Source organism: Pseudomonas sp. GGS8 (assembly GCF_024168645.1).
Taxonomy (GTDB): Bacteria; Pseudomonadota; Gammaproteobacteria; order Pseudomonadales; family Pseudomonadaceae; genus Aquipseudomonas.
Genome location: NZ_JALJWF010000001.1, coordinates 4,314,317 through 4,339,595, shown reverse-complemented (window position 1 = coordinate 4,339,595; position 25,279 = coordinate 4,314,317). Strand labels below are relative to the sequence as shown.

At 61.4% G+C, this 25,279-nt stretch carries 22 protein-coding genes; 10 read left to right on the top strand and 12 right to left on the bottom strand.

Going from position 1 to position 25,279, the window contains the following annotated elements; all coding sequences use genetic code 11:
- Positions 1–4 precede the first annotated feature (4 nt).
- The 6 genes from J3D54_RS19570 to J3D54_RS19545 are packed head-to-tail and all read left to right on the top strand — an operon-like array spanning position 5 to position 7,021.
- Positions 5–1,018, top strand: a complete 1,014-nt coding sequence (locus J3D54_RS19570; RefSeq protein ID WP_253421700.1) for a polysaccharide deacetylase family protein — start codon at positions 5–7, stop codon at positions 1,016–1,018.
- On the top strand, positions 1,015–2,319 hold the full coding sequence (locus J3D54_RS19565; RefSeq protein WP_253421697.1) for an oligosaccharide flippase family protein: 1,305 nt from the start codon (positions 1,015–1,017) through the stop codon (positions 2,317–2,319). The genes J3D54_RS19570 and J3D54_RS19565 overlap by 4 nt, the downstream gene beginning before the upstream one ends.
- Positions 2,316–4,235 (top strand): hypothetical protein, encoded by a 1,920-nt coding sequence (locus tag J3D54_RS19560; RefSeq protein ID WP_253421694.1) that lies wholly within the window; start codon positions 2,316–2,318, stop codon positions 4,233–4,235. Before J3D54_RS19565 ends, J3D54_RS19560 begins: the two co-directional genes overlap by 4 nt.
- A gap of 31 nt (positions 4,236–4,266) precedes the next feature.
- Positions 4,267–5,490: a GNAT family N-acetyltransferase gene (locus tag J3D54_RS19555; protein ID WP_253421691.1), complete on the top strand. Its 1,224-nt coding sequence runs from the start codon at positions 4,267–4,269 to the stop codon at positions 5,488–5,490.
- A complete protein-coding gene (locus J3D54_RS19550; protein WP_253421688.1) occupies positions 5,462–6,274 on the top strand; it encodes a ChbG/HpnK family deacetylase in 813 nt (270 codons plus the stop codon). The genes J3D54_RS19555 and J3D54_RS19550 overlap by 29 nt, the downstream gene beginning before the upstream one ends.
- Before the next feature lie 57 nt (positions 6,275–6,331).
- The gene (locus J3D54_RS19545; RefSeq protein ID WP_253421685.1) at positions 6,332–7,021 is read left to right on the top strand and encodes an N-acetyltransferase; all 690 of its coding nucleotides are present in this window, start codon (positions 6,332–6,334) and stop codon (positions 7,019–7,021) included.
- 111 nt (positions 7,022–7,132) lie between these two features.
- Here J3D54_RS19545 and J3D54_RS19540 read toward each other — a convergent pair whose 3' ends face one another.
- Positions 7,133–7,939 (bottom strand): bifunctional 2-polyprenyl-6-hydroxyphenol methylase/3-demethylubiquinol 3-O-methyltransferase UbiG, encoded by an 807-nt coding sequence (locus J3D54_RS19540; RefSeq protein WP_253421683.1) that lies wholly within the window; start codon positions 7,937–7,939, stop codon positions 7,133–7,135.
- Positions 7,940–8,032: 93 nt separating this feature from the next.
- A complete protein-coding gene (locus tag J3D54_RS19535) occupies positions 8,033–8,938 on the bottom strand; it encodes a LysR family transcriptional regulator (protein ID WP_253421680.1) in 906 nt (301 codons plus the stop codon).
- Positions 8,939–9,098: 160 nt separating this feature from the next.
- Here J3D54_RS19535 and J3D54_RS19530 point away from each other — a divergent pair, with 160 nt between their 5' ends.
- Both J3D54_RS19530 and J3D54_RS19525 read left to right on the top strand, forming a co-directional pair.
- On the top strand, positions 9,099–10,115 hold the full coding sequence (locus J3D54_RS19530) for an alpha/beta hydrolase (protein ID WP_253421677.1): 1,017 nt from the start codon (positions 9,099–9,101) through the stop codon (positions 10,113–10,115).
- Positions 10,116–10,177: 62 nt separating this feature from the next.
- On the top strand, positions 10,178–11,605 hold the full coding sequence (locus tag J3D54_RS19525; RefSeq protein ID WP_253421674.1) for a mechanosensitive ion channel family protein: 1,428 nt from the start codon (positions 10,178–10,180) through the stop codon (positions 11,603–11,605).
- Positions 11,606–11,694: 89 nt separating this feature from the next.
- Here the strand turns inward: J3D54_RS19525 and ycaC are convergent, their stop codons facing one another.
- From ycaC to J3D54_RS19490, 7 genes are all read right to left on the bottom strand, one after another.
- Entirely contained in the window at positions 11,695–12,321 is a 627-nt protein-coding gene (ycaC, locus tag J3D54_RS19520; protein ID WP_028941293.1) for an isochorismate family cysteine hydrolase YcaC, read from the bottom strand.
- 67 nt (positions 12,322–12,388) lie between these two features.
- Positions 12,389–14,227, bottom strand: coding sequence for an amidohydrolase (locus J3D54_RS19515; protein ID WP_253421671.1), 1,839 nt, complete (start codon positions 14,225–14,227; stop codon positions 12,389–12,391).
- Between the two features lie 44 nt (positions 14,228–14,271).
- Positions 14,272–14,898: an antibiotic biosynthesis monooxygenase gene (locus J3D54_RS19510; RefSeq protein WP_253421668.1), complete on the bottom strand. Its 627-nt coding sequence runs from the start codon at positions 14,896–14,898 to the stop codon at positions 14,272–14,274.
- Complete coding sequence (locus J3D54_RS19505; protein WP_123359327.1) at positions 14,891–15,307, bottom strand: DoxX family protein; 417 nt, start codon at positions 15,305–15,307, stop codon at positions 14,891–14,893. Before J3D54_RS19505 ends, J3D54_RS19510 begins: the two co-directional genes overlap by 8 nt.
- Before the next feature lie 271 nt (positions 15,308–15,578).
- Positions 15,579–15,947 carry a DUF6124 family protein gene (locus tag J3D54_RS19500; protein WP_253421665.1) on the bottom strand — a complete coding sequence of 123 codons (369 nt, stop codon included), beginning with the start codon at positions 15,945–15,947 and terminating at the stop codon, positions 15,579–15,581.
- A 501-nt stretch (positions 15,948–16,448) separates the two neighbouring features.
- On the bottom strand, positions 16,449–17,372 hold the full coding sequence (locus tag J3D54_RS19495; RefSeq protein WP_253421662.1) for a LysR family transcriptional regulator: 924 nt from the start codon (positions 17,370–17,372) through the stop codon (positions 16,449–16,451).
- 47 nt (positions 17,373–17,419) lie between these two features.
- Positions 17,420–18,415, bottom strand: a complete 996-nt coding sequence (locus tag J3D54_RS19490) for an MBL fold metallo-hydrolase (protein WP_253421659.1) — start codon at positions 18,413–18,415, stop codon at positions 17,420–17,422.
- A gap of 279 nt (positions 18,416–18,694) precedes the next feature.
- On the opposite strand from J3D54_RS19490, the gene J3D54_RS19485 reads away from it, so the two are divergent.
- Positions 18,695–19,159 carry a helix-turn-helix domain-containing protein gene (locus tag J3D54_RS19485; RefSeq protein WP_253421656.1) on the top strand — a complete coding sequence of 155 codons (465 nt, stop codon included), beginning with the start codon at positions 18,695–18,697 and terminating at the stop codon, positions 19,157–19,159.
- 16 nt (positions 19,160–19,175) lie between these two features.
- Here the strand turns inward: J3D54_RS19485 and J3D54_RS19480 are convergent, their stop codons facing one another.
- Entirely contained in the window at positions 19,176–20,000 is an 825-nt protein-coding gene (locus J3D54_RS19480) for an alpha/beta fold hydrolase (protein ID WP_253421652.1), read from the bottom strand.
- A gap of 33 nt (positions 20,001–20,033) precedes the next feature.
- Positions 20,034–20,609 (bottom strand): flavodoxin family protein, encoded by a 576-nt coding sequence (locus tag J3D54_RS19475; protein ID WP_253421650.1) that lies wholly within the window; start codon positions 20,607–20,609, stop codon positions 20,034–20,036.
- Positions 20,610–20,953: 344 nt separating this feature from the next.
- Here J3D54_RS19475 and J3D54_RS19470 point away from each other — a divergent pair, with 344 nt between their 5' ends.
- A complete protein-coding gene (locus tag J3D54_RS19470; RefSeq protein WP_253421647.1) occupies positions 20,954–23,758 on the top strand; it encodes a winged helix-turn-helix domain-containing protein in 2,805 nt (934 codons plus the stop codon).
- Here the strand turns inward: J3D54_RS19470 and J3D54_RS19465 are convergent.
- Positions 23,723–25,201 carry a winged helix-turn-helix domain-containing protein gene (locus J3D54_RS19465; protein WP_253421644.1) on the bottom strand — a complete coding sequence of 493 codons (1,479 nt, stop codon included), beginning with the start codon at positions 25,199–25,201 and terminating at the stop codon, positions 23,723–23,725. The two genes, J3D54_RS19470 and J3D54_RS19465, sit on opposite strands and share 36 nt — an antisense overlap.
- Positions 25,202–25,279: the final 78 nt, after the last annotated feature.

The following is a 25,279-nucleotide window of genomic DNA, read 5'->3' as shown; positions in this document are numbered from 1 at the left end:
CTCCATGGCGATCAAACAACTATTAAAACGCACCAGTGGCTGGCTCTATCTCAACTCGCCGGTAGGCCGTCACCAACTGCACGGTGCCGGGGTGATCCTGATGCTGCACCGGGTGTTGCCCAATGACCGCGCCGCCGACCTGCCCCATCGCAATGAACTGTGCGTCGGGCCGAAGGCCTTTGCCCATCTGCTGCTCTGGTTGAAAAAACACTTCGATTGCGTGCCGCTGATGGAGATCTTGCAACCCGGCGCACTGAGATCGGAGCCCAGGTCGGAGCGTCCCAAAGTCGCGCTGACCTTCGACGATGGCTGGCGTGACAACGCGCTGAATGCCTTCCCGTTGCTGAAAAGGTATCAGATGCCGGCGAGCATTTTTCTCTCCACCGATTACATCGGCAGCCGGCAACGCTTCTGGTGGGAAAGCCTGGGGGAAACCCTGTGGCACAGCCACGGTGAAAAAGCCCGGATGCATTTGATTGAATGCCTGCAACAGATCGGGCGACCGTTACCGGTGCTGCTCGATGATCTGGATGTGCAGCGCCGTAGCCTGGCGCTTTTGCATTTTCTGCAAAGCCTGAAAAACCTGCCGCCGGGCGAACTGAACCGGCTCACCGGCCAATGCCCTGAAGAGTCGTTGCCCCAGGCCCTGGACTGGCATCAAGTGCGCGCGCTGGAAGCCAGCGGGTTGATCCGCTTCGGCCCTCACGGCGCCAGTCACACAATCCTCACCAGCCTTGACGATCAACACCTGGATGAAGAATTGAGCCGCAGCCGCAATGCACTGTTGAACGGCTGCAACCGGCCGCTGCCGGTCTACTGCTACCCCAATGGCGACCATGATGCGCGCGTGCGCGAACACGTGGCCGACCACGACTTTGCGTTTGCCCTGGGCACCGCCAGCGGGATTTACCGTGGCGTCGACGATCCATTGGCCTTGCCGCGGATCGGCATCAGCCAGCGCACGGCACGCAATCCGGAGTTGCTGTCGTGGCGCATCTACCGCGGAGCCCGGCCATGAGTCGCAGCCACTACCTCAAACACCTGGCCCTGAGCATGGGCACCAAACTGGCAATGATCGGCTTGCGGCTGCTGCGCAACGTGTTGCTGGCGCGGATTCTGGGGCCCAGCGAGCGCGGCCTGTTCGCGCTGCTCAGTACCCTGCCCGATTTGATCAGCGCCGCCACCAGCGGCGGGCTGAATTCGGCGGTGGGTTATCAGGCGGCCAAGCAACGACCGATGGGTTTGCTGCTGAGCCAGGTGCTGGTGTTCGGTTGCCTGCTGGCGGGTTTGCTGACGTTGCTGGTGGTGGCGCTGGTGCGGCAGTTCGGCAGCGAACTCGACATCACCACACAATTGGGATTGCTCGCCTGGCTGTTGCTGCTGGCGGTGCCACTGACCGTGCTCAAGAGCGGCCTGTTGACCTTGCACAACGCGTCGGGCGGTGTGGTGGCGTTCAATGCCTTGCGGCTGGTGGAATCGCTGGCGCCACTGCTGCTGTTTATCGCCCTGTTCTGGATGTGGAAAGACGCCGCGCTGGAAGCGGCGCTGATCAGTTGGCTGGCCGGCATCAGCCTGGTGGTGCTGGCCGGTTGGGTCTGGCTCAAACGAGCGCAACCCTTGACGTTGCAATGGGACCGCACCAGCCAGAAGGAACTGTTGCGCTACAGCGCCCGCAGCCATCCGGACCTGCTGTTCCAGCAAGTGATTCTGCGCTCCGATTACCTGTTCATCGGTGCCCTGCTCGGCAGCACGGCGTTGGGTCATTACGCCATGGCCAGTGCTGCCGCCGAGTTGCTGCTGATCGTCCCGGAAGCGGTGACCACACCCCTGATGAAACGCCTGCTGCAACAAGACGAAGGCATGGAACGCCTGACACCGTTGGCCCTGCGCCTGACCGCCACGGTGATGCTCGGTGCCTGCCTGACCATGGCCGTGATCGGGCAATGGCTGATCGTCACCCTGTTCGGCATTGCCTACCAACCGGCCTACCCGGCCTTGCTGGCGCTGCTGCCGGGGCTGCTTGGTCTTTGCTATGCGAGCATCCTGCGCCTGGACCTGCTGGGCAAAAATCGCCCCGGCACGGTTTCGTTGCTGGTGGGCCTCGGCGCGCTGCTGAATCTTGCGCTGAACCTGTTGCTGATCCCGATGTATGGCATCGTCGGCGCCGCGGCGGCATCGTCCATCGCCTACCTGGCGGTGACCGTCGCGCTGCTGGTGATGTACTGCCGGTTGAGCGGCGTGCCGGTTTGGCAAACCCTGATCATCCTGCCCAGCGATGTGGCACCGATGCTTCAGATGCTGCAACGGAAATCGGCATGAAGCGCCTGATGCTGCTGTTGAGCCTGGGCCTCGGATTGAGCGCTCAGGCGGCGCCCATGCGCTGGACCGACATCCGCGACGGCAGCCTGTACCTGCAAGCGGATCGCCCCGACACACTGACCATCCAGTGGGTCCCGGCGTGGCAGGCCGATGCCAATGAAGAACACCTGTACCTGCTCGACGGCAATGGCAACCTGAAGGGCGAACGGCTGATCGCCGCCAGTGAAACCCGCGGCAAGCAGAGCTGGCCGCTGGCGCCGGGTGCCGCCAGTTATCGACTGGAAATTCCGGGCTACAGCTTCCGCCGCTACACCGTCGAACATGACGAACACACCGTGGCGTTATTCGCCCCGGCCAAGGTGCATTTCAGCGCCGAAGCCCGTGGCGGCGATGAGCTGTATTTCAAAATCGCACCGGGGGAGCACGCGGTACTGGCCGGCAAGTTTCATGGTGGAGTCGGCGCCCTGCAGGCGCAGCGTGTGGGTGATAACAAACAAGTGTCGCTGATGCTCAAGCCCTATCGCGCCTATTGGCAATTCGATCAGCTGGAACTGCCCGTTTCCCGGGATGAGCAAGTCTGGCGCCTGCGCCTGCAAGGCAGTGGCAAAGTCGCGTTCTGGCTCGATGGCACGGCGAACCTGTTCGCCCAGAACCCGCAGCAACTCAAACCGCTGCGCGAGAACGATGGCCAGACCCGGCTGACCCTACATAAAGAGACCCTCGGCCCGACCCCGAGCCTGGGCATTTACTTGCCCTACGTACTGCCGCCTCAATCCAGTTTCACTGCGCTCGACGCCCTCAAGCCCCAAGCGGGCTCCTATTACAGTTTCGTCGACGTCACCGCGCAAAATCCGCACTACGAAGATGCGTTCCGCCAGCTCTATCAGAACCGCTTCGGCATCACGCAGGACATCACGCTGTTGGCCGGCAGCCAGCGCCAGGCCGATCTGCGCGTCGACACCATAAGCAATGCCGGCCTCGACGCCTGGCTCGCCGCGACTCGCGCACTCGGTGGCACCGGCACCCACTACATCGCGTTCGCCGACGAGCCGAATCTCAACTATTCGAGCTACGCCAACTACCAGGCGATCTTCAACAGCATGGCCAAGCAAGTGCGTAATGACCCGGCCAACGCCAAGGCCGGCATACGTATTGCGATGCCCGCCAGTTCGCGCTTAGTCAACGGCCCGTTCACCGACGATGCTGCCGACAAGCGCGGTATCGACTGGGCACGGCGCCTGCTGGCCGAATCCGGCGAGCAGATCGACGCCCTCGCCTGGCATGAATGGATGGTTCGCGACCTGCTGGCGACCCGGGTCTACCGCGACAGCGTGCGCCGCGCCGCCGAACTGGTGGGCCTCGATGCCAAGGGTCGGCCACGCAAGGCCTTGCTGCTGGACCAGACCAACCTGTCCAGTGGCTCAAGCCTGAGCCCCTACGATCAGGAAACCCATTTCACTTCGCTGTGGTGGGCCTCGGTGGTCATCAACTCGGCGCAGGACGGGTTGCTGGACATGCTCAACTGGTTCCAGGCTGCCGACGAACCGAACTACCCCAAAGGCATGGTGCGGGTGCTGGGTGGCGATCGTTTCGAGCTCAAACCGGTGGGCCTGGCCCAACAATTCATCCGGCAGCACTGGCTGAAAAACGTCATGCGCCTGGACAACGACGCCTTCGAAGTCGACGTGCTGGCGATGGCCACCGAGCGCCAACGCAGCCTGTTGGGCGTCAATAAGGGGGCGCGCTTGCAGCGTGTCGATCTGGCCGGGGCGAGATGCCCGCTGACCAAGGGAGTGCTGGTGTATTTCGGTGCCGACAGCCGCAGTCGCGAAGGCAAATTCAACTGTCAGGACGGTCGCGTCAGCTTCGATCTGCCTGGGCAAACCCTGTTCGCCCTTAGCTGGAGCGCCTCATGAACGTCCATGAGTTATGCGGCGGCCTGAACCTATGATGGCTCGATTCGAATGGCGCACGTCGCTGTGCGCGCCGGACTTTCCGACAGCCGCCTATGAGGGGTTGCGCTGGCGCGTGACGGACCATACGCCGTTCAACACCCTCGCCTGGCTGCGCGCATCGGAACAGGCACTGGCCGCTGGGGAACGCTTGCACGTGCTGCTCGGCTGGCACGGCGATGAATTGGCCTTGTGCCTGCCGCTGGTGATGTCCGTGAAGCGCTTTGGCGGGCTACCGTTTCGAGTATTGCATCACCTCGGTTACCCCCTCACCGATCGCCTGGCCCTGCTCAGCTGCCTCCATGCCGAGAGCATGCGCAAGGCGCTGGTGATCATCCGCCGTCGTGTGCCCCATGCGTTGTTGCAACTCAATGAATTGTCCGAACCCATCGGCGAGGAAAGTGCACTGACCACCTGGATGGCCCACAGCTCGACCGGAGAACGCCGCCTCAGTTGTCGGGTGCCGGTGCACCTGATCAGCGACGCCGACCGCCAGGAAGTGTCCGGCGACCCGCGCTACAAACTGCGCCGGGCGCGTAAACGCATCGCCGCCTGCGGTGCCGAGGTCCGGCGGATAACCCCCGACGCCGCCAACATCAGGCCGCTGTTGCGAACCCTCGGCAAAGTCGAAGCGCTGAGCTGGAAAGGCCTTCAAGGCGTGGGGATTTTCACCAATGACCGCTACCGACAATGGATCGAGCACGCTTTCACCGCCCTCGCCGAACAGGGACTGGTGCGGGTGGTGGTGCTGGAACTGGACGGGCGCTGCATCAGCTACCGCATCGGCTTGCTGGAACAGGGCCGGTTGTACGACTACAACCTGGCGTTCTTGCCGCAATACGCCGACCTGGGCAGCGGTCGCGTGCTGCTCGAAGAGTGGATCCGCTGGGGGCTGGACGACAACTGGCACTGGGTCGATGCCTCGCGGATCAGCCTGGAAAACTCCAGCCATCAACTCCTGGAACGCATGACCGGCCAACTGGAGCATTGGCGTTGGAGTTTCTACTCCTGGCGTCCCAGCGGCATCGCCTTGGGGCTGGCGCTGCGACTCTGGCACCGAATCAAACCCTGGTTAAAAAATTGGCAGGCCAGGCGTGCAGCGACGCTGGTTGCTCCTACGCTTACACCTATACAGGCTCCTATTGTCGTTATAGACGCTGCACCCACCGAACAAGAAAGAGAGGGCAGCCATGCCTCGCCAAGTCATAGTCAACGCTGACGATTTCGGCCTCAGCCCGAGCGAAAACGCGGTGATCCTGGGTGCCTTCCACGCTGGGGTCATCAGCTCCGCGACCGCCATGGCCAACATGCCGGCCTTCGAAGCGGCCTGCGTCCTGGCCCGGCAGCCATTGCTCAAGGGGCGGATCGGGCTGCACTTCAACCTCACGTATGGCCGGCCGTTGAGCCTGTCGATTCTAGCGCGCTCGACATTTTGCGACAGCCAGGGTGAGTTCGACCTCAGCCTGCCCCGCCACAGTCTCTGGCTCAATCGCCTGGATCGCGATGCGGTGCTGGAGGAACTCGAAGCCCAATGGCAACGCTGCGTGGACAACGGCCTGCACCCCAGCCACCTCGATTCCCATCAACATGTGCACAACATCTGGCCCATCGGTGAAATCGTCGCGCGGTTTGCCGCCCGCCAAGGGGTGCCCGTGCGACTGGCGCGCGATCTGGGCAGCAACTTGAGTGTGCCCAAGCGAGTGTTCAAGACGTTGCTCAACCATCGATTGAACAGCTTGTCCGGAGCGACCGCCCAGAACGTATGCACCCCGGTCGACCTGCGAACCGTGGCGATGCCTATCGACGGCCTGCTGGAAATCGTCGTCCATCCGATCCATATCGGCACCGATTTTGGCGATGCCTATCTGAACCCCGGCGAGTCGCTGAGCCAAGTGCTGGATCAGCGTCTTGGGGGTGTTCCGAGGGTGTCCTATGCCGTTGTGCCGAGGGCGTCCAAAGAGGAGCTGCAATACTCGACCGTACTGCATCCGTTGAAATCCTGATTTTTCGCCATCGAAAACGTTACCCACCACACCCTGGCTTCGGCCTCGGAGGACTTCATGAGCGCCATCGACAAGCTTCGCGAACGCATCAAACAAAAAGGCCTGCTCCACACACTCCAGTCGCTCTGGAAGCGCTACGTGTACTTCCATCGGGAGCTGTTATGGCTGGGGCGCGACCTGGTGACCCCGGTGGCGCCGCAAAATCTGCGGCCCTATTCGGGCCTGCGCCTGGTGATCATCACCCCGGAAAACGCCACGGCATTCACCAAGTATTACGGCAACCGCGTCAAGGCCATGGCCGAAATCGCCGCCGAGGGACACACCGGGCACATGTACGTGAACGAGGAAGGTGATGCCATCGGATTCATCTGGGGCAGCGCCAGAGACTACTTCGACCGGCACTATTACGGCTGCTGGTTCCGGGTCAATCCCGGTGAGTTTTTCGAGTTCGGCGGTGAAATGATCCCTCAATACTTCGGCACCAGCCTATCGATGGACGCCCAGTTCAAACTCTGGGATGCGATGCGAGCCAAAGGGTGCAACAAGATCGTTGACGTCTGCGATACCCGCAACATCCAGGCGATGAAAATGCACATCCGCATGGACTACCAGGAGCAAGGGCGCATCACCCATGTCTACGACCTGTTCGGCCGCTGGCGCTTCTTTCGCGAAACCTACTACACGGGCTCACGGCTGACCGCACTGCGTAAACCGGAGCAGCAGCCAGTGACAGCGGCGCAGGCGTGAGTGGCCGGTGCGGGAGCGATTGCCGTTGCTTGACTGAGGGCTGTGTCGCCGCCATCGCGAGCAGGCTCGCGATGGCGTTAGTCAGTGCAACTCATTCCTCAGATCTGACGCTCAGCGCTTCACCGCCACCAACGTGTAACACAACGGCAACTGCGCCTTTTGCTGCTGATACTTGTCGTAGAGTTCTTCGCGATTGGAATGTGGGTGTTCCTTGAAATGACTGATCTGCAACCCCGCCTCCACGGCACCGGTGAAGATGGCACTCAGGGTGTGGACGAACCAGTAGGACGCCGAGGCCTGCTGTTCGACTTTGCCTTCGTAGACGATCGGTTGGTCCTGGACGAAAGGCTCACGGCGAAAATACGAGCTGTCCGGGCGATAGGGATCGGCTGACTCGGGGTCGAACATTTCCAGGAACGGGTGGGTTTCGTAGATCACCAGGCTGCCGCCGGGTTTGAGGGTTTGCGCGACATGGCGCAAGAACTCGCCGATGTCCGGCATCCAGTTCAATACGCCGATGGTGATCAGCGCCACGTCGAAGCGCTGGTGAAGTTCCATCGGCAGGTGATGGATGTCAGCCTCGATGAATTCGGGCTGATGAGGCGAACGGGATGCCAGCTCCCGGGCCTGATCGAGAAAGGCCCCGGACTGGTCGACGCCCACTACGCTGCGCGCACCCAGCGCAAACAGCGAAAGGCTTTCCCGGCCATTGTTGCAGCCCAGTTGCACCACATCCTTGCCGTCGACGCCGACCTGTTGAAGCAACCCGGTGAGAGTGTCATCCAGGCAGGAAAAATCGCCATGGCTCACGGCACTCGAACAGGCCTGCCACTCAGGGGTGTCTTTGTGGTGTTGGGCAGAGTCATTCCAGGCATCGCGATTGCTGGCGATGGCTTTTTCTTTTGTCGGCATTTCCATTGCACGCTCCAGAATTCGGGCCTTTGATTGGCCGGCATGAGTCTGGATCAGCGTCAGGAAAATCACCATTCGAGCTTTGTTGCGATCTTGTAATCACCGACAGTGCGAACCCTCTTCGCGTTGATTCAACCGCTCACGCAAAAACTCAATCAGGGCCTGCACCGGTCGCGAACTCTGGCGATGCTGCGGGTAGACAGCCGACAAGGTCAGCGGCTCGGGGCGAAAATCATCCAGCACCGGCACGAGTCGGCCGTCCTCCAGGGCCGAACCGACGATGAATGTCGGCAGGTAGGTGATCCCCATGCCGGCGATGGCCGCGTCCTTGAGCAACTCACCATTGTTGACCCGCATCCGCCCAGTGACGTTGACGTTCAGCGGTTTGCCCCGCCCCTCGAAACGCCATTGCACCTGACGACCGTGGCCGTAAGGCAGGCAATCGTGAGTATGCAAATCCTCGGGTTTATGCGGCGTGCCCCGATCGGCCAGATACACCGGGCTGGCGCAATACACTCGCTCGATGGAGGCGAGGCGTCGGGCGATCAGTGTCGAGTCTTCCAGCACGCCGATGCGCAAGGCCAAATCGTAACCCTCACCGAGCAAGTCCACTGGCCGATCACTCAGGTCGACTTCCACGGTGACATCGCGATAACGCTGCAAAAACTCCGGTAACAGGCTACCCAGATGCGCCACGGCAAACGACAACGGCGCGCTCAGGCGAATAGTGCCGCGAGGTTCGGTGGTCTGGCCGGCGATGCCCTGTTCCACTTGCTCGACTTCGCTGAGCAGGCGCAGGGCTGATTCGTAATAACTCTGCCCCAGCGGCGTGACGTCCAAGCGCCGGGTCGAACGGTTGAGCAAGCGCACGCCGAGACGCTCTTCCAGTTGCATCAGGCGGCGGCTGACGAATTGCTTGGACAGCCCTAATTGATCGGCTGCCGCAGTGAAGCTGCCAGATTCCATGACCTGGCAAAAAAGACGCATATCCTCGAACGGGTTCATTGTCGCGCTCTGGTTGACAGTAAAACGCTTTATAGCCGCTTTTTCACTTTCCGGCATCTCATTAATCTGTGCTCACGGTGTTGCTGAGGCCTGAACCCCAGCGCCACAGCAGCCCGATCCCAAGGCATAAAAACTCAAACGATTTAAAAAGGATTTGCACATGAACATCAAGAACACCCTCGCCGCTTCCGTCCTCGCCCTGTCCATCGGCAACGCATTCGCCGCCGGCAGCCCCGGTGTCGAACACAACACCCAGGCCTTCCTCGATGCGCTCGCCGCCGGCGGTGGCAAACCGCTGGAACAGCTGAGCCCGAAAGACGCCCGCGCGGTGCTGACCGGCGCCCAGGCTTCGGTGAAGGTTGATCTGTCGGGTGTTGAAATCAGCGACAAGGCGATCAAGGTCGATGGCCAGACCATCAACCTGAAAGTGGTGCGTCCGGCCAAGGTCAAGGGCGAGTTGCCCGTGTTCATGTTCTTCCACGGTGGCGGCTGGGTATTGGGCGACTTCCCGACTCACCAGCGCCTGATCCGTGACCTGGTGGTGGGCTCCGGCGCAGTCGCGGTATACGTCGACTACACGCCGTCGCCGGAAGCGCACTACCCGACCGCTATCAACCAGGCCTACACCGCGACCAAATGGGTGGCCGAGCATGGCAAAGAGATCGGTGTCGATGGCAAGCGACTGGCGGTGGCCGGCAACAGCGTCGGCGGCAACATGGCGGCGGTCGTGGCGCTGATGGCCAAGGAACAGAAAACCCCTGCCCTGCGCTTCCAACTGTTGATGTGGCCGGTGACCAACGCGCAGTTCGACGACGGCTCGTACCAGCAATTCGCCGAGGGGCACTTCCTCACCAAAGGGATGATGCAATGGTTCTGGGACAACTACACCACCAACCCGGCCGAACGTGCGCAGATTCATGCCTCGCCGCTCAACGCCAGCACCGAACAACTCAAAGGCCTGCCTGCCGCACTGGTGCAGACCGCCGAATTCGACGTGCTGCGTGACGAAGGCGAAGGCTACGCCCGCCACCTCGATGCGGCCGGTGTGCCGGTGACCTCGGTGCGCTACAACGGGATGATTCATGACTTTGGCCTGCTCAATCCGCTGAATCAGATTCCGGAAGTCAAAGCGGCGGTACGTCAGGCCGCGGCTGAGCTCAAGACGCATCTGAACTAAGTCCAAGCGCTCGCCACACCCCAGGGTGTGGCGAGTTTTTTGTGCCCGCTGGAGTGCAATCCATGAGCCTTTTCTCTGCCCACCTGTTGCCTTGGAGCGCCCTGCTGCTGGCGCTCGACGCTCTGCTCTGGCACCTCGTCCCGTTCAAGCATCGCGCGCCAAAGGTCGGTGTGCGGCTGGTGTTGTTTCTGGCGTTCAGTGCGCTGGTCATCAACGCCGGTGTCAGCCCGTTGCAGACGCCGTTGTTTGCCGATGACCCGGTGGCGCAACTCGGTGCTACGGCGTTGGGGATTCTCTGGTGGTTGTACGCCGCACGGGTGCTCACGGAAGTGTTCGGTCTGGTGTTGATGCGCCGCATAGGTCACAGCGGCCGTTTGTTGCAGGACGTTATCGGTGCGCTGGTGTTTCTGGCCTCCATCGTCGCGGCCGCCGGCTATGTGCTGGATCTGCCGGTCAAAGGTCTGCTCGCAACTTCCGGCGTGTTCGCCATCGTGGTCGGTCTGGCGTTGCAGAGTACGTTGGCTGACGTGTTCTCCGGCATTGTGCTCAACACCACCAAACCCTATCAGGTGGACGACTTTGTGGTGATCGATGGCGTCGAAGGCAAAGTGCTGGACATTAACTGGCGCGCCACGCACCTGTTGAGCAGCGCCGGCACGATGGCCGTGGTGCCGAACTCGGTGGCGGCCAAGGCCAAGATCGTCAACCTCAGCCGCCCGAACAACCTGCACGGGGTGTCGATCAGCATCAAGGTGGCGAACCACATCCGCCCACGCCGGGTGCTCGACGCCCTCGACCGCACGCTGCAAGGCAGCAGCAACCTGTTGCTGAACCCGGCACCCAAAGCGGTGTTGAAAGAGGCCGGCGAAGAGATGTCCGAATACGTGGCCAGCGGGTTCATCGCCGAGCTGGGCAAAAAGAGCGACGTGCGCAATCAACTGTTCGACCTCGCCCATCGCCATCTGGAAGCGGCTGGCATCTCGCGACACCCCGACGGCGTGATCGAACCCTCGACTCGCGCCCGCGCACTGCTCGACGAAGTGAAGATTTTCCGCTCACTGAGCCATGAGGAACGCGACCGCCTCGCCGAATCGATGGTCGCGCAACAATACGCCGCGGGCGAAGTGGTGCTGGATCTGTATGACGTGCCGGACAGCCTGTTCGTGATCGCCACCGGCGTCGTCAGCGCCAGCGTGCCGGACGGCAATGGTTTCACCGAGGCCGGTCGCATGGGGCCGAGCGAAGTCATGGGCGAACAGAGCATCCTGGCCGATACGCCGTCGCAGGCGACGTTCACCGCGCTGACATCTTCGATCATCTACCGTCTCGACAAGAACCTCACCCGCCAGTGCATGGAACAGCGCGGTGAAGTGGGCCGGGCGTTGAACAAGCTGCAGGCGGTGCGCCAGCAGAACAGTCGGCTGGCGTTGATGGCCAAACCGCTGCCGATCAGGAAAGGTGGTTTTTTGGGATGGTTGCAAAAACGCTAAAAGCAAAAGATCGCAGCCTGCGGCAGCTCCTACAGGAGGAACGCATTCCAATTGTAGGAGCTGCCGCAGGCTGCGATCTTTTGATCTTCTTACTTGGCAGTGAACTTGGTGTAGCTGTTGATCAGGTTGCGGTAGTTCGGCAGACGCTGGGACAACAGGTTGGCCAGGCCTTCCATGTCGTTGCGCCAGTCGCCTTGCAGCTCGCAGGCCACGGCGAACCAGTTCAGCAGGTGTGCACCCGCCGCCGACATGCGTGCCCACGCCGCTTGTTGCACGGTGGTGTTGAAGGTGCCGGAAGAGTCGGTTACCACGAATACTTCAAAGCCTTCGGCAATGGCCGACAGGGTCGGGAACGCCACGCAGACGTCAGTCACCACGCCGGCGATGATCAGTTGCTTGCGGCCGGTAGCCTTGATGGCTTTGACGAAGTCTTCGTTGTCCCAGGCGTTGATCTGGCCTGGACGCTGAATGAACGGCGCGTCCGGGAATTGCTCGCGCAGTTCAGGCACGATCGGGCCGTTCGGGCCTGCGTCGAAACTGGTGGTGAGGATGGTCGGCAGGTTGAAGAACTTGGCGATGTCGCCCAGGGCCAGCACGTTGTTCTTGAATTCGTTGGGCGAGAAATCCTGCACCAGAGAGATCAGGCCGGTCTGGTGATCGACCAGCAGCACAACGGCGTCATCTTTGTTCAGACGTTTGTAAGGAACGTTGCTCATGTGAAACTCCTCGGAGGGTGGTGAGTGAAGCGTCGACCACACATGGCCGACGCTTTTGTTGCAAGACTCAGAACGCGAAGCAGGAACAGCCGAAGGCGCCCCAGAAACCGGCGAAGTCACTCACCGGCACGTTCGACATACGGGCCTTCTCATGGCTGTGGGTATGCACGGCGCACGGGCCGCTGCACTGGTGTACCTGCGCCTGCATCGGCGCGTTCGGCCGCCAGTGTCCCGGAACCTTCGCCACCGGCGACCAGTCCGGCAGCACCGGCAGGCTGACAGGCCCGAGTTTTTCGAAGTCGCCGGCGGCGTACACCACCTTGCCGCCGACCACGGTCAATACCGACTCGATCCACTTGATCGCTTCTTCCTCGACGCTGAAGAAGTCCGCGCTCAGCGCCGCGACGTCCGCCAGTTGTCCGACCTTGATCTGGCCCTTCTTGCCCTGCTCGGACGAGAACCAGGCACTGCCATGGGTGAACAGTTCCAGCGCGGTCTGCCGTGGCAAGCCTTCCTCGTACAGCGCCAGGCCACCGACAGTGCGGCCGCTGACCATCCAGTACAGCGAAGTCCATGGATTGTAGCTGGACACTCGCGTGGCATCGGTGCCGGCGCCGACCGGTACGCCCTCGGCCAACATGCGCTTGATCGGCGGGGTAGATTCGGCGGCCTGCTTGCCATAGCGGTCGACAAAATATTCACCCTGGAACGCCATGCGGTCCTGGATCGCAATGCCACCGCCCAGCGCCCTCACCCGCTCGATGTTGTGTGGGGTGATGGTTTCGGCGTGGTCGAAGAACCACGGCAAACCGTTGAACGGAATGTCACGGTTGACCTTCTCGAACACGTCGAGCATGCGGCTGATGGATTCGTTGTAAGTGGCGTGCAAACGGAACGGCCAGCGCTGTTCCACCAGATGGCGGACCACCGGCTCCAGCTCCTGCTCCATGGTCTGCGGCAGGTCCGGACGCGGTTCGAGGAAGTCCTCGAAGTCCGCCGCCGAGAACACCAGCATTTCCCCAGCGCCGTTGTGCCGCAGGAAGTCGTCGCCCTGGTGCAACTTGACGCTGCCGGTCCAGTTCTGGAAATCGGTCAGCTCTTCTTTCGGCTTCTGGGTGAACAGGTTGTAGGCAATGCGGATGGTCAGTTGCTCGTCCTTGGCCAACTGCTCGATCACCTGATAATCGTCCGGGTAATTCTGGAAACCACCGCCGGCATCAATCGCGCTGGTCAGGCCGAGGCGGTTGAGCTCACGCATGAACTGGCGGGTCGAGTTGACCTGATATTCCAGCGGCAGCTTCGGCCCCTTGGCCAGGGTCGAGTAGAGGATCATCGCGTTGGGCCGCGCGACCAGCATGCCGGTCGGGTTGCCGTTGGCATCACGCACGATTTCACCGCCCGGCGGGTTCGGCGTGTCGCGGGTGTAACCGGCAACCCGCAATGCAGCGCGGTTGAGCAAGGCGCGGTCGTACAAATGCAGCACGAACACCGGGGTGTCTGGCGCCGCCTGGTTGAGCTCTTCCAGGGTCGGCATGCGCTTCTCGGCAAACTGGAATTCGTTCCAGCCACCGACCACCCGTACCCATTGCGGCGTCGGTGTGCGGTCAGCTTGCTCCTTGAGCATGCGCAACGCATCAGCCAGGGACGGCACGCCTTCCCAGCGCAGTTCGAGGTTGTAGTTCAAACCGCCACGGATCAGGTGCAGGTGCGAATCGTTGAGGCCAGGGATGACACAGCGACCCTTGAGGTCGATCACCTGGGTGCCCGAGCCGCGCAGGGCCATGGCTTCGGCGTCGGTGCCGACCGCGACGAAGCGGCCGCCCTTGATCGCCACGGCGCTGGCGAGGGGTTTTTCGCGGTCTACGGTATGAAATTGGCCATTGAACAGAATCAGATCGGCGTTCATCGCAGTTCCTTCGTCATCATTGAAATGAAGCAAAAAGCGCCGGCTCAGCGTGGCGAATTTGCGTTGGATTCGAGGTGCTCCCGTGGCTGACTGGCCGTCAGCCACGGCGCAAACAAGCGAGTCGCAGCCGGCATGCACACGTACACCACCGACACCACGATGGTCAGGGTGATCAGGAACGTGGCGACCAAGTAGTTGGAGAGAAAAGCGTTGAGTTTGAGCAGCGGCCCCCAGAGCAGCGGCACCAGCAAGGTGTGCGGCAGAATCACCAGCAACGACACCACGGCCTGCTTCCAGCGCGGTGGCGGCGACGCGGCATCGGCCAGCGGCGCGAACCAGAATTCGTTGACCGGGTTGACCTCGGTCTGGTCGCCGTCGGCCAGCATCGGCGCGGCTTCATCGATCAACGACTGACGTTGCGGCGAATCGAGCCAGTGCTGCATGGACTCGGTGGAGCAAAAGCGCAACACGCAGGTGAACATGTCCAGGCCACCGTTCTTGCCGCGGATCACGTCCACGCCCAGATGCCCTTCCGTGCGCCCCGCTACGCTGACGATGTTGCGCAGCCAGGCTTCATAGGCTGCTTCGAAACCGGCCTTGACCCGGTGCTTGACGATCAGCGTCACGATCTCATCGGACCCCGGCGCTTTTTGAGTTTGGGCTTCAGGCATAACGGAGCACTCCGGGCAAACGGACATTGAGCGCCAGCCGTCCAGGCCCGGCGATGAACACAGAGGTGAAGAGGATCAACAGCAGCCAGCCGAACTGCCCTTCGGCCACGCTCCATTGCGGATGCACGACCAGCAGCGCCACCAGCAACACAAACAGAATAGGCAAGCACGCCAGACGCGCCAGCACACCGGCGACGATCAGCAACGGGCACAGCACTTCGGCGAAAATCGCCAGGCTCAGGGTGAGGTGGGCACCGAGGTGGAACGGGTCTTCAATCAGTTGCAGCTGCGCACTGAAGTCCAGCAGCTTGGGCAAGCCGTGAACCCACAGCAGAAACAGACCACCGCTGACCCGCAGAAACAGCAGCCCGACATCCCGCGCCTGTTCATCCCGTTGCGAAGCGTTCATGGCTCTCCCCTGTTCAATCATTGGATTGAATAGTGCCGCCAAGGGGTAGGGAAAAATTGGATGTACGTGCTCTCTTTGTACGGCGGGAACGCCATACACAGACAACGCAACCTCTGTGGCGAGGGGGCTTGTCGGAACGCCGCATCGCCCCGTTGGCTGCGAAGCAGACCCAAAACCTGCAGTCACCGTCTGTCTGGCAAACCGCATGCACAGGTTCTACGACTGCTGCGCAGCCGAACGGGGGCAAGCCCCCTCGCCACAGGGGATCAGGTTACAGGGCCGGGTTGGCCTTCAGCTCCAGACTATCCAGCGCCCGACTCACCGCCAGTTCGCCGAACATGATGAGTTGCGCGACGCCCAGTATCGTATTGCGCTGCGGCCCCTGCAGAAACCCGGCGCAGTCACTGGCGATCACCTTGGCCGAGGCAAAGGACTCGCAGGCATTGGTCAGTAGCTCTTCGATGTCGATGCCCGGGGCGACAGTGTAAATCGTGCTCGGTTTGCGTGGGGTCTTGGGGTCAGAGGGCTTGAGGTAATGATCGAGGGCGCGTTCGGCGGCTTCGTGGAGTTTTTTGGGATCGAGGGGATCGTAGGGGGAAACGTCGTCGGTTTCTGGTGGGTTAGGTGTGGCTTTGAACATGGTGAATCTCCTTTGGAAAATAGCACCACCAGAACCTGTCGCTAAACAAGTAAGGGTGGCGACTGTATGCAGGTTAGCGAACCGGTCAAAGGCACCCGGTAGACCCGAGGGTCTCCCGCATACAGCCACCATAACGTAATTGCAGGCGTCAAAAGTCGGCAATTAAGTCTGGGGCACTGATGCACTTTGAATAGTCCGAGTCGCTAAACCCGATCACTGATTGGCAGCGACACGGAAACGATAAAGACCAGGCCCAAAGCGCACAAGCCGGCGGATTCTGGCGCAGTCGTAGGCAACGGCGCAAGGATCTGTAGCTTTCAGGAAGTAACGTTAAACACCCCTAAACACAGCCCTCGAATCAACACACATTCCCCTGTGGGAGCGGGCTTGCCCGCGATAGCGGTCTGCCAGTCGACATCAATGCAGGATGTGCCGACCTCATCGCGGGCAAGCCCGCTCCCACTGGGTTTGAGGTGTTTTGAAGACCTGTATCTACAGCCCTTAAACTGCCGGAATATCCAGCGTCACCGACATGAACTGACTGATCCGCGACCTCAACCAGCGCTCTGCCGGATCGTTGTCATGCACCCCGCTCCAGGCCATCGACAGTTGCGCGGCATCAATCGGAAACGGTGGATCTTCGGCCCGCAACGCACAACCTTCCACCAACGCACACGCGGCGTAATCCGGCACAGTGGCAATCATTTCCGTGCCTGCGAGCAACGCGCGCAAACCACTGAATTGCGGCACGCCGAGCACCACGCGACGGGTGCGGCCGACCTTGGCCAGGTCGAGGTCGATGTTGCCGCTCAGGTCGCCGGAGAACGACACCATTGCATGCGGACGGGCGCAGTATTCGTCGAGGGTCAGCGGCCCCGGGCGGTCATCGCCGCGCAGGACTTTGCAGGGGATGTCCCGCAGCTTCTTGCGCTTGGCATTGGCCGGCAGATCGGTGGTGTAGCTCACCCCCACCGAGATTTCCCCCGACGCCAGCAAGGCCGGCATCAACAGATAGTTGGCGCGGCGCACCACGACCACGATTCCCGGTGCCTCTTCCTGCAATTGCCGCAGCAATGGCGGAAACAGCCCGAACTCGGCATCGTCCGATAGCCCGATGCGGAACACATCGCAGCTGCTGGTCGGGTCAAACTCCTTGGCGCGGCTGACCGCCCCCGAGATGGTGTCCATCGCCGGTTGCAGCTCCTTGAGAATCGCCAGCGCCCGCGCCGTCGGCTCCATGCCACGACCGTTGCGCAGCAACAACGGATCGTCGAACAAATCACGCAACCGGCCCAATGCCGCGCTCACCGCCGGTTGGCCCATGAACAGTTTTTCGGCGACGCGGGTCAGGTTCTTTTCGAACATCAGGGCTTCGAAAATCACCAGCAGGTTCATGTCGACGCGACGCAGATCATTACGGTTCATGGGCACGATTCCCTTTTGTGTTCAGCCAGGCGCAGATGTGTCGGACTTTACTCGATCATCGGCACGTTCGCCGCTCGTTTGTAAGGCCCGTACTCGATCGGCACCCACTGGAAATGCTTGTCCACTGCGGTGATATGGCCGACACCCGGAAACGGCAAATGCGCTGCCGTGACCCAGATCTTGCTGGCCGCCGCATCGCTGAACACCTTGGCGCGGCTCTTGATCGCTTGCTGATTATCGACATCGAAACGGATCGATACCTCGGGATGCTCAAACTGCACCGCCAGGTTATGCACCAGATCCCCCATGAACAGAATACTCTGGCCCTGGGAGTTGAACCGATAGGTGGTGCTGCCCGGTGTGTGCCCGGCCTCCAGCTCGGCATCGACAACGCCCGGCACTGGCGATTGCCCGGCAGCAAAGGTCTTGAAGCGACCCGCCGCGATGTAGGGCGCGGTGGAGTCCTGGGCGATCTTGAAGAATTCCCTGGCGCCGGCCGGTGCCTTGGCCATCGCCTGCGGGTCAAGCCAGTAATCGGCTTCGGCCTTGGCCGCGTAGACCGTGGCGTTAGCGAACACGGGCTTGTGCTGCCCGTCCACCAACCCGCACACATGGTCCAGATGCAAGTGGGTGAGCAGGATGGTATCGACCTGTTCTGGCTGATAACCGGCGGCTTTCATGTTCGCCGACAACTGGCCCGCCGTGGCACCGATGCACTGCCCTGCTCCGGTATCCACCAGAATCAACTGTTTGCCGGTGTTCACCAGAAACGCATTGAACGCGGTTTGCACCCCCGGTGTTTCAATCGAACGACGAGCCAGCAACGCGCGGATCTGGTCTTGGGTCAGCCCCTCGAGCAGTTTAGGCGACAGGTCGTTGTAGCCATCGAACAACGCCGTCACCTCGTAGTCACCCACCGCGAGCCGGTAATAACCGGGCACCTGAGTGTTCACCTGAGCCGGTGCCTGGGCCAGGCTGATGCCGGACATCAGCGCCAATGCCAGGCCGAGTCCGCCAAGCGTGCAAACGCGGGAATGCTTCATGAGATCACCCTTGATCGAGCCAGAAAAAGCGGCCCTGCCCAGGCCGCTACACATCGCCCATCTTGCATGACCGTGCATCGGCGCGAATTGCAGTGATGTGCTCAGTTGACGCATTTTCACCCTTAAGCCTGACTGCGGAATTAACAACGTTTAACTCGCAAGCCAAAGTCCTCGCGGCCAAGAATGAAGCCTTCTGCGCAGACTTGTTTCTAAAACAAGGGAACGTGCTGGCCCACCGTGCAGTGCACCCGCGCGCGCCCACCGACACGGACATTGGCCATGGCTTACTTTCAGCAAAACGCGATCAGGGCGTGCGCCACTGAAACGCAAAAAAAGACCACGGGAGGCCTTAGCCCCTGGCGTGAAAACCTGGTTAAACAGCTGATCCTCGATCACCTCGACGAAACCCTGGAAGTGACCGAACTGGCACGGGTCTGTGCCCTGTCGCGCAGTCATTTTTCCCGTGCGTTCAAATGCAGCACCGGTGTTTCACCGCAGGACTGGATCCGACAGCAACGCATTGCCCGGGCCAAACAGTTGATCCGGAACACCGACCTGACCCTGACGCAAATCAGCCTGGAATGTGGCTTCTGCGACCAGGCGCATTTCTCCCATATCTTCACCCGCAGCGAAGGCATCACACCGTTTGCCTGGCGCTGCCGTGCCATGCGTACTCTTCCCTCTCACAACAGCAAAAGATCGCAGCCTTCGCCAGCGCCTACAGGTGCTCACATGTCCCTGTAGACGCCTTTGATTTTGATCAGCCCTTGATGAACGCCAGCAGATCTTCGTTGAGTTGATCCTTGTGGGTATCGGTCAGGCCGTGCGGGGCTCCCGGGTAGACCTTCAACGTGGAGCCCTTGACCAGTTTCGCCGAGGCGATGCCCGCCGCTTCGATCGGCACCACCTGGTCGTCGTCGCCATGCACCACGAGGGTCGGCACGTCGAACTTCTTCAGGTCTTCGGTGAAGTCGGTTTCAGAGAACGCCTTGATGCAGTCGTACGCGTTCTTGTGGCCGGACGCCATGCCCTGCAGCCAGAACCAGTCGATCATGCCCTGAGACGGTTTGGCGCCCGGCCGGTTGAAACCGAAGAACGGACCGCTGGCCAGATCCTTGTACAGCTGCGAACGGTCGACCAAGGATGCCTGACGAATACCGTCGAACACTTCCATTGGCAGGCCGCCGGGGTTGGTGTCGGTCTTGAGCATCTGCGGCGGCACCGATGAAATCAGCCCGGCCTTGGCCACGCGACCAGTGCCGTAGCGACCGATGTAGCGCGCCACTTCACCACCGCCGGTGGAGAAGCCGAACAGCACGGCGTTTTGCAAATCCAGATGCTCGATCAGCTGCGCCAGGTCATCGGCGTAGGTGTCCATGTCGTTGCCGAACCATGGCTGACTCGAACGACCGTGACCACGACGGTCATGGGCGATGACCCGGTAGCCTTTGGAGGCCAGGAAGATCATCTGCGACTCCCAACTGTCGGCATTCAACGGCCAACCGTGGCTGAAGACGATCGGCTGACCGGTGCCCCAGTCCTTGTAGTAAATCTCGGTGCCGTCTCGGGTGGTAAAGGTGCTCATTATGATTCTCCTGATGCATGGGGTTTACGACGGTTAATCAGAGGTGTGGGCCATTCGCTCGGCCAGGCGCGCCACCCGCTCGCCCAAATGTGCGGCGGTACGGCGGTCTTCCAGGGGGGGTGCAAATTCGGGGGATTGCTCGACGTTCGATTGGGCCATCGCTCCGAGCGAACTGCCGAGTCGATTCAACTGCCCGTCGAACACGCCGATGCTGCTGCGCGCCGGCAGCAGGTCGAGGCCGACCCAGATCATCGAGTGCTGGGCCGCGAACACCGCCATCTGCAGCAAGGTGTTGAGCTTGTCGCCGCACAGGCAACCGGAGTTGGTAAACCCGGCAGCGAGTTTGTCGCGCCAGGGTTGCGCCAGGTAGAACGACGCGGTGGCCTCCATGAAGCCCTTGAACGCCGCCGAGGCGCTGCCCATATAGGTGGGAGCACCGAAGATGATTGCATCGGCACGGTGCAAGCGTTCCCAGTGCTCGTCCACTTCCTCCACCGGAATCAGCCGGCAGGTGCTGCCCAGGTGCCGTTCCACACCCTGGCCCACGGCTTCGGCCATGACCCGGGTGTGCCCGTAGCCACTGTGATAGACCACCACCACGTTGCTCATTCCGGCTCCTCCAGAAGTGTTCGTCCTTTTGCGGCACGCTTTTTGTTGCACTTTCTGTTGCAAAGAAGGCCGAGACCTTCGGCTACTTGAAGAAATGGATTTTTGAGCGTAGACCGGACTTGGTACGAGTTAAACGTTGTTAATTTTCCACCGTACACCCATGACCCCGGCGCGCCCTCTACCCGCACTGTGCCCAATAAATACGGGACCACTGGGTACTGACGGCAAGGCAACAACCGATGCACACGCCGACAACGCGCCTGACGCTGCGTTGCGTTGCCGAAAAAACCTGAGGAATATGCCTGGATAGCGCGTGATAGACGGATGTAAGCAGGAGTGACCCGTTGACCCTTTCCCCCGAACAGGCCATCCATTTCGGCCCCTACCGGATCTACCCCGGACAACGCCTGGTGATGGAGGCCGACCAGCCTCTGCGCCTGGGCAGGCGAGCCATGGACATTCTGTTGATCCTGCTGGAGCACGCAGGCCAGGTGGTGAGCAAGCAGCACCTGATCGCGCAGGTCTGGCCGAAAAGCGTGGTGGAAGACATCAACCTGCGCGTACACATGGCGGCACTGCGCAAAGCCCTCGGTGACGGTCAGGCCGGCCAGCGTTACATCGTCACCGTCGCCCAGCGCGGCTACAGTTTTGTCGCACCGTTTTCCCTGGAGCCCATTGAACAACGCCCGCAAAACGACGCCAATGAACCAGGCGGCCATAACCTGCCGATCCGCCGGACCCGCATGATCGGCCGTCAGGCCCTGGTCGACAGCCTGTTGGCGCAACTCTCACAGCAACGTTTCATCACCCTCGTGGGCCCCGGCGGGATCGGCAAGACGACCGTGGCGCTACGCGTCGCCGAGCAACTGATCGGTCGCTATCGAGACGGCATTCGCCTGGTGGACCTGGCACCGATCAACTGCCCTTTGATGATCGGCGCGCACTTGGCGACAGCGCTGGGCTTGTCGTTGCATGACGCCGACCCCATGAACGGGCTCGCCACATGCTTGCGCGAACGGCAGATGCTGCTGGTCATCGACAACTGCGAACACCTGATCGATGCCATTGCGTTGCTTAGCGAAAGCATCCTGCGCGCGGCGCCCCAAGTGCACATTCTGGCCACCAGTCGCGAAAGCCTGCGGGCCGAAGGCGAATACGTGCAGCGCCTGGAATCACTGGACTGCCCGCCGCCCATCGCCGTGCTCGACCGTGCTCAGGCCCTGACGTTTTCGGCGCTGCAATTGTTTGTCGAGCGGGCGATGGCCAGCCACGACAGCTTCGAACTGAGCGAAGCCGACCTGCCGCTGGCGATTGAAATCTGCCGACGTCTGGACGGCATCCCGTTGGCGATCGAACTGGCAGCGGCGCAGGTCGGCAACCTGGGTTTGAGCGGCTTGCTGTCGCAACTGAAAGACAGCTTTCGCCTGCTCGCCCAAGGCTGCCCGACCACCATGGGCCGCCATCAGACCCTGCGCGCCACGCTGGACTGGAGCTTCGAACTGCTCAATCCCTGCGAGCAGACGTGCCTGCGCCGACTGGGGATATTCCGGGGCGCTTTTACCCTGGAATCGGCGGCTGCCGTGATTGTCGGCCAGTACATCGAGCCCGACGTAGTGTTTGCCTCGATTACCCAATTGGTGGCCAAGTCATTGCTGAACGTGGAAGTCGGCGACGAAGAAGTGTTCTACCGTCTGCTCGACACCACGCGTGGCTATGCGCTGGAAAAACTCGACCAAGCCCAAGAGCTGGCGGACACCCGAGAGCGCCACGCCGAATGCTGCCTGGCCTTGATGCAGAAGGCGCAGAGTGAATGGGAACACACCCAGAGCGAGCGCTGGACCGAGCGTTACGCCCGCAACCTGGAAGACATTCGTGCGGCGCTCGATTGGGCCTTGAATACTCAAGGGTCGCAAACGTTGGCCATCCGCCTTGCCGCGACCTCAACACCGCTCTGGCAGGAACTGTCGCTGCTCAAGGAGCACGGTGTGTATGTGCGCAAGGCCTTGGCGTTGCTCAAGGCGACAGATCATCCCTGCCCGCGTTTGAAAATGACCTTGAAGCTCGCCCTCGGCAGCTCCTGCTACCACACCCAGGGCGGTACCGCCGAAACCATCGAAGCGTTCGTCAGCGCCAAACGACTGGCCGAAGACTGTAACGATATGGCCGGTCAGCTCAGGGCAATCTCGGGGCACATGGCGGTCAACCTCAGTTGTGGCCAATACCAAATGGCCCTGGAGCAGAGCCTGGAATTTGACCGTTTAGGGCTGCACGGCGACGCGGTGTTATCCCTGAGCACTCACCGCTTGCGGGTCCTGGCCCTGCATTTTGCCGGAGATCAGGCACTGGCGCGGGAGAATGCCGAACAGGTCATTCAACGCCTGGCCCAGAGCGGCCAACTCAACCGTTTCACCCATGGTTTTGGCGTGCAATACGACCAGAGCGTGGCGGCCCTGACGATTCTGGCGCGCATTCTCTGGTTACAAGGGCTCCCGGAAAAAGCCTGGCGCACCGCGCGACAGGCGCTCGACATCGCGATGCAAATCAATCATGGCACGTCCATCTGCTACACCTTGGCGCTGTCCGGTTGCCTGATCGCCCACTACAACGGCAACACGCCGGTCGCCCGCGAGCTCCTGGCCTTGCTGCTTGAGCAGGCGAAGAAACACTCGGTGTTGCTGTTCTACACCTGGGCCAAACATTACGCGCAGGTGATCGACGGAACTGATGCGCCTTCATCCCCGCGACCGGACACCGGGTTGGTCAAGGAAATCATGGTCACTCTGGGCAGCCGTTTCATCGATGATGCGTTGCTGGAGCGGGCCGAAAACGGCGCGGCGGGCTGGAGCACGGCGGAGATTCTGCGGGCCAGGGCCGACGCGTTGCTGGCAGAGAATTGCCCGAACAGCGTCGACGCGGCCGAGGCGGTGCTGCTCAAGGCTTTAGCCGTGGCGAAAACCCAGGGAGCGCTGGCCTGGGAACTGCGCAGCGCCACATCACTGGCTCAGCTGTGGCAACGTCAAGGCCACTTCCGACAAGCCCATGAACTGCTGGCGCCGATTTACCAGCGTTTCACCGAAGGCTTCGCCACACCGGACCTGATAAAAGTCCGGCGGCTACTCGACGAGCTGCAGCGCGACCTGCCCGCCTGATGTCCAGTGGGCCCGGCTGATGTAGCGCTCATAACGCAGTTCGAAGGCGTGCAAGTAACCGCTGTGTTCGAGTTTCTCCAGGGCGTAGGTGCGCGTGGTATTGAGGAAACGGTAGCGCGTCACGCCGTTGCCCTGCTCCACCGACAGCAGCGATTTATTCGCCAGACTCTCCACCACGTTGACCAGGCTTGCGGGCAGCAACATCGCGCCACTGATCACGCCAATCGCCGCGTCCAGGGTGAACGCCAACTTGAACACCGCCAGCCGCTGCAACACGATCTGTTCCAACGGGCTCAGCCGTTCATAGCTCCAGTCCAGGGCGGCTTTGAGATTCTGATGCCGTGGCACGGCGGTGCGTCGACCTTGGCTCAACAGCTGAAAACAGTTGCCCAGTTGCGCTTGCAACCCCACCAGTGCCAGTGCATCGATTTGCGCCGCCGCCAGCTCAATGGCCAGGGGCAAGCCATCCAGCCGCCGACAGATGTCGCGCACAGCATTGAGATCCTGTTGGCGCAGGGCAAACCCTTGCTGACGGGCTCGGGCGCGGCTGACCAACAGCTGCACCGCTGAATACCCCATGGCCTCGTCCACGCTATAAATCGCCGAGGCTGGCGGCACCGTCAGGGCGGGTAACCGCAGCAGCGTTTCCCCCGCTGCTCGCAGCGGTTCGCGGCTGGTGGCGAGGATCGACAGTCGAGGCGCCGAGGCCAACAGATCGTCCACCACTGTCCTGCAACGTTCGAGCAGGTGTTCGCAGTTGTCGAGCACCACCAAGGCATGCCGTTGCGCCAACGCCTTTGCGCCGACGTCCAGTTCCAGAGTGCGCGACAGATGATCGACAAACTGTGACGGGTCATCGATGGCCGCCAGGTCAACCATCCAGACACCCTCCCGATAGTGCTGCAACAGCAATTCGGCCACGCGTAACGCCACGGTGGTCTTGCCAATGCCAGCAGGGCCGACCAGGGTCATGAAGCGTCGAACCGGTAACTGCCTGACCACGCTGCCGACGATCGAGTCGCGACCGGTCACCGGTGTCAGCCGCGCAGGCAAGTTGTGTTGAGGCTTGTGCAAGGTCTCGACCAGCACAGGAGTGCCCGTCCGGTCGTGCTGCACCGGGGCGATGAAGCTATAACCGCGTTGGGGAATATTAACGATGTAGGGCTGCCCGTTCGGCCCATCGCCGAGCGCTCGACGCAGGGCGGCAATGTGTACGCGCAGGTTGATTTCCTCGACCACCGAGGTCGGCCAGACGTGGGCAATCAGCGCCTCTTTGCTGACCACCGCACCGGCGTGCTCGACCAGCACCTGCAAAATTTCCAGGGCTCGCCCCCCCATGCGTAGCGGCCGATCACCGTCCAGGATCAGCCGCTGATGCAGATGGAACGCGTAAGGCCCGAACCGCAGCACCGTGTCGCTGTTTATATCTCTGAGGCTGTTCATGCACGTTCATGCGCTGAAAACCTGGCCCGGTTTAAGGAACTGCAAGGCCCCTCGCAACCGCCTATCCAGGCTCCCGCA

Bases quoted from the DNA above. Each gene is read 5' to 3' on its own strand.
- J3D54_RS19570 (WP_253421700.1), top strand. From the start codon at position 5: ATGGCGATCAAACAACTATTAAAACGCACCAGTGGCTGGCTCTATCTC.
- J3D54_RS19565 (WP_253421697.1), top strand. From the start codon at position 1,015: ATGAGTCGCAGCCACTACCTCAAACACCTGGCCCTGAGCATGGGCACC.
- J3D54_RS19560 (WP_253421694.1), top strand. From the start codon at position 2,316: ATGAAGCGCCTGATGCTGCTGTTGAGCCTGGGCCTCGGATTGAGCGCT.
- J3D54_RS19555 (WP_253421691.1), top strand. From the start codon at position 4,267: ATGATGGCTCGATTCGAATGGCGCACGTCGCTGTGCGCGCCGGACTTT.
- J3D54_RS19550 (WP_253421688.1), top strand. From the start codon at position 5,462: ATGCCTCGCCAAGTCATAGTCAACGCTGACGATTTCGGCCTCAGCCCG.
- J3D54_RS19545 (WP_253421685.1), top strand. From the start codon at position 6,332: ATGAGCGCCATCGACAAGCTTCGCGAACGCATCAAACAAAAAGGCCTG.
- J3D54_RS19540 (WP_253421683.1), bottom strand. From the start codon at position 7,939: ATGGAAATGCCGACAAAAGAAAAAGCCATCGCCAGCAATCGCGATGCC.
- J3D54_RS19535 (WP_253421680.1), bottom strand. From the start codon at position 8,938: ATGAACCCGTTCGAGGATATGCGTCTTTTTTGCCAGGTCATGGAATCT.
- J3D54_RS19530 (WP_253421677.1), top strand. From the start codon at position 9,099: ATGAACATCAAGAACACCCTCGCCGCTTCCGTCCTCGCCCTGTCCATC.
- J3D54_RS19525 (WP_253421674.1), top strand. From the start codon at position 10,178: ATGAGCCTTTTCTCTGCCCACCTGTTGCCTTGGAGCGCCCTGCTGCTG.
- ycaC (WP_028941293.1), bottom strand. From the start codon at position 12,321: ATGAGCAACGTTCCTTACAAACGTCTGAACAAAGATGACGCCGTTGTG.
- J3D54_RS19515 (WP_253421671.1), bottom strand. From the start codon at position 14,227: ATGAACGCCGATCTGATTCTGTTCAATGGCCAATTTCATACCGTAGAC.
- J3D54_RS19510 (WP_253421668.1), bottom strand. From the start codon at position 14,898: ATGCCTGAAGCCCAAACTCAAAAAGCGCCGGGGTCCGATGAGATCGTG.
- J3D54_RS19505 (WP_123359327.1), bottom strand. From the start codon at position 15,307: ATGAACGCTTCGCAACGGGATGAACAGGCGCGGGATGTCGGGCTGCTG.
- J3D54_RS19500 (WP_253421665.1), bottom strand. From the start codon at position 15,947: ATGTTCAAAGCCACACCTAACCCACCAGAAACCGACGACGTTTCCCCC.
- J3D54_RS19495 (WP_253421662.1), bottom strand. From the start codon at position 17,372: ATGAACCGTAATGATCTGCGTCGCGTCGACATGAACCTGCTGGTGATT.
- J3D54_RS19490 (WP_253421659.1), bottom strand. From the start codon at position 18,415: ATGAAGCATTCCCGCGTTTGCACGCTTGGCGGACTCGGCCTGGCATTG.
- J3D54_RS19485 (WP_253421656.1), top strand. From the start codon at position 18,695: ATGGCTTACTTTCAGCAAAACGCGATCAGGGCGTGCGCCACTGAAACG.
- J3D54_RS19480 (WP_253421652.1), bottom strand. From the start codon at position 20,000: ATGAGCACCTTTACCACCCGAGACGGCACCGAGATTTACTACAAGGAC.
- J3D54_RS19475 (WP_253421650.1), bottom strand. From the start codon at position 20,609: ATGAGCAACGTGGTGGTGGTCTATCACAGTGGCTACGGGCACACCCGG.
- J3D54_RS19465 (WP_253421644.1), bottom strand. From the start codon at position 25,201: ATGAACAGCCTCAGAGATATAAACAGCGACACGGTGCTGCGGTTCGGG.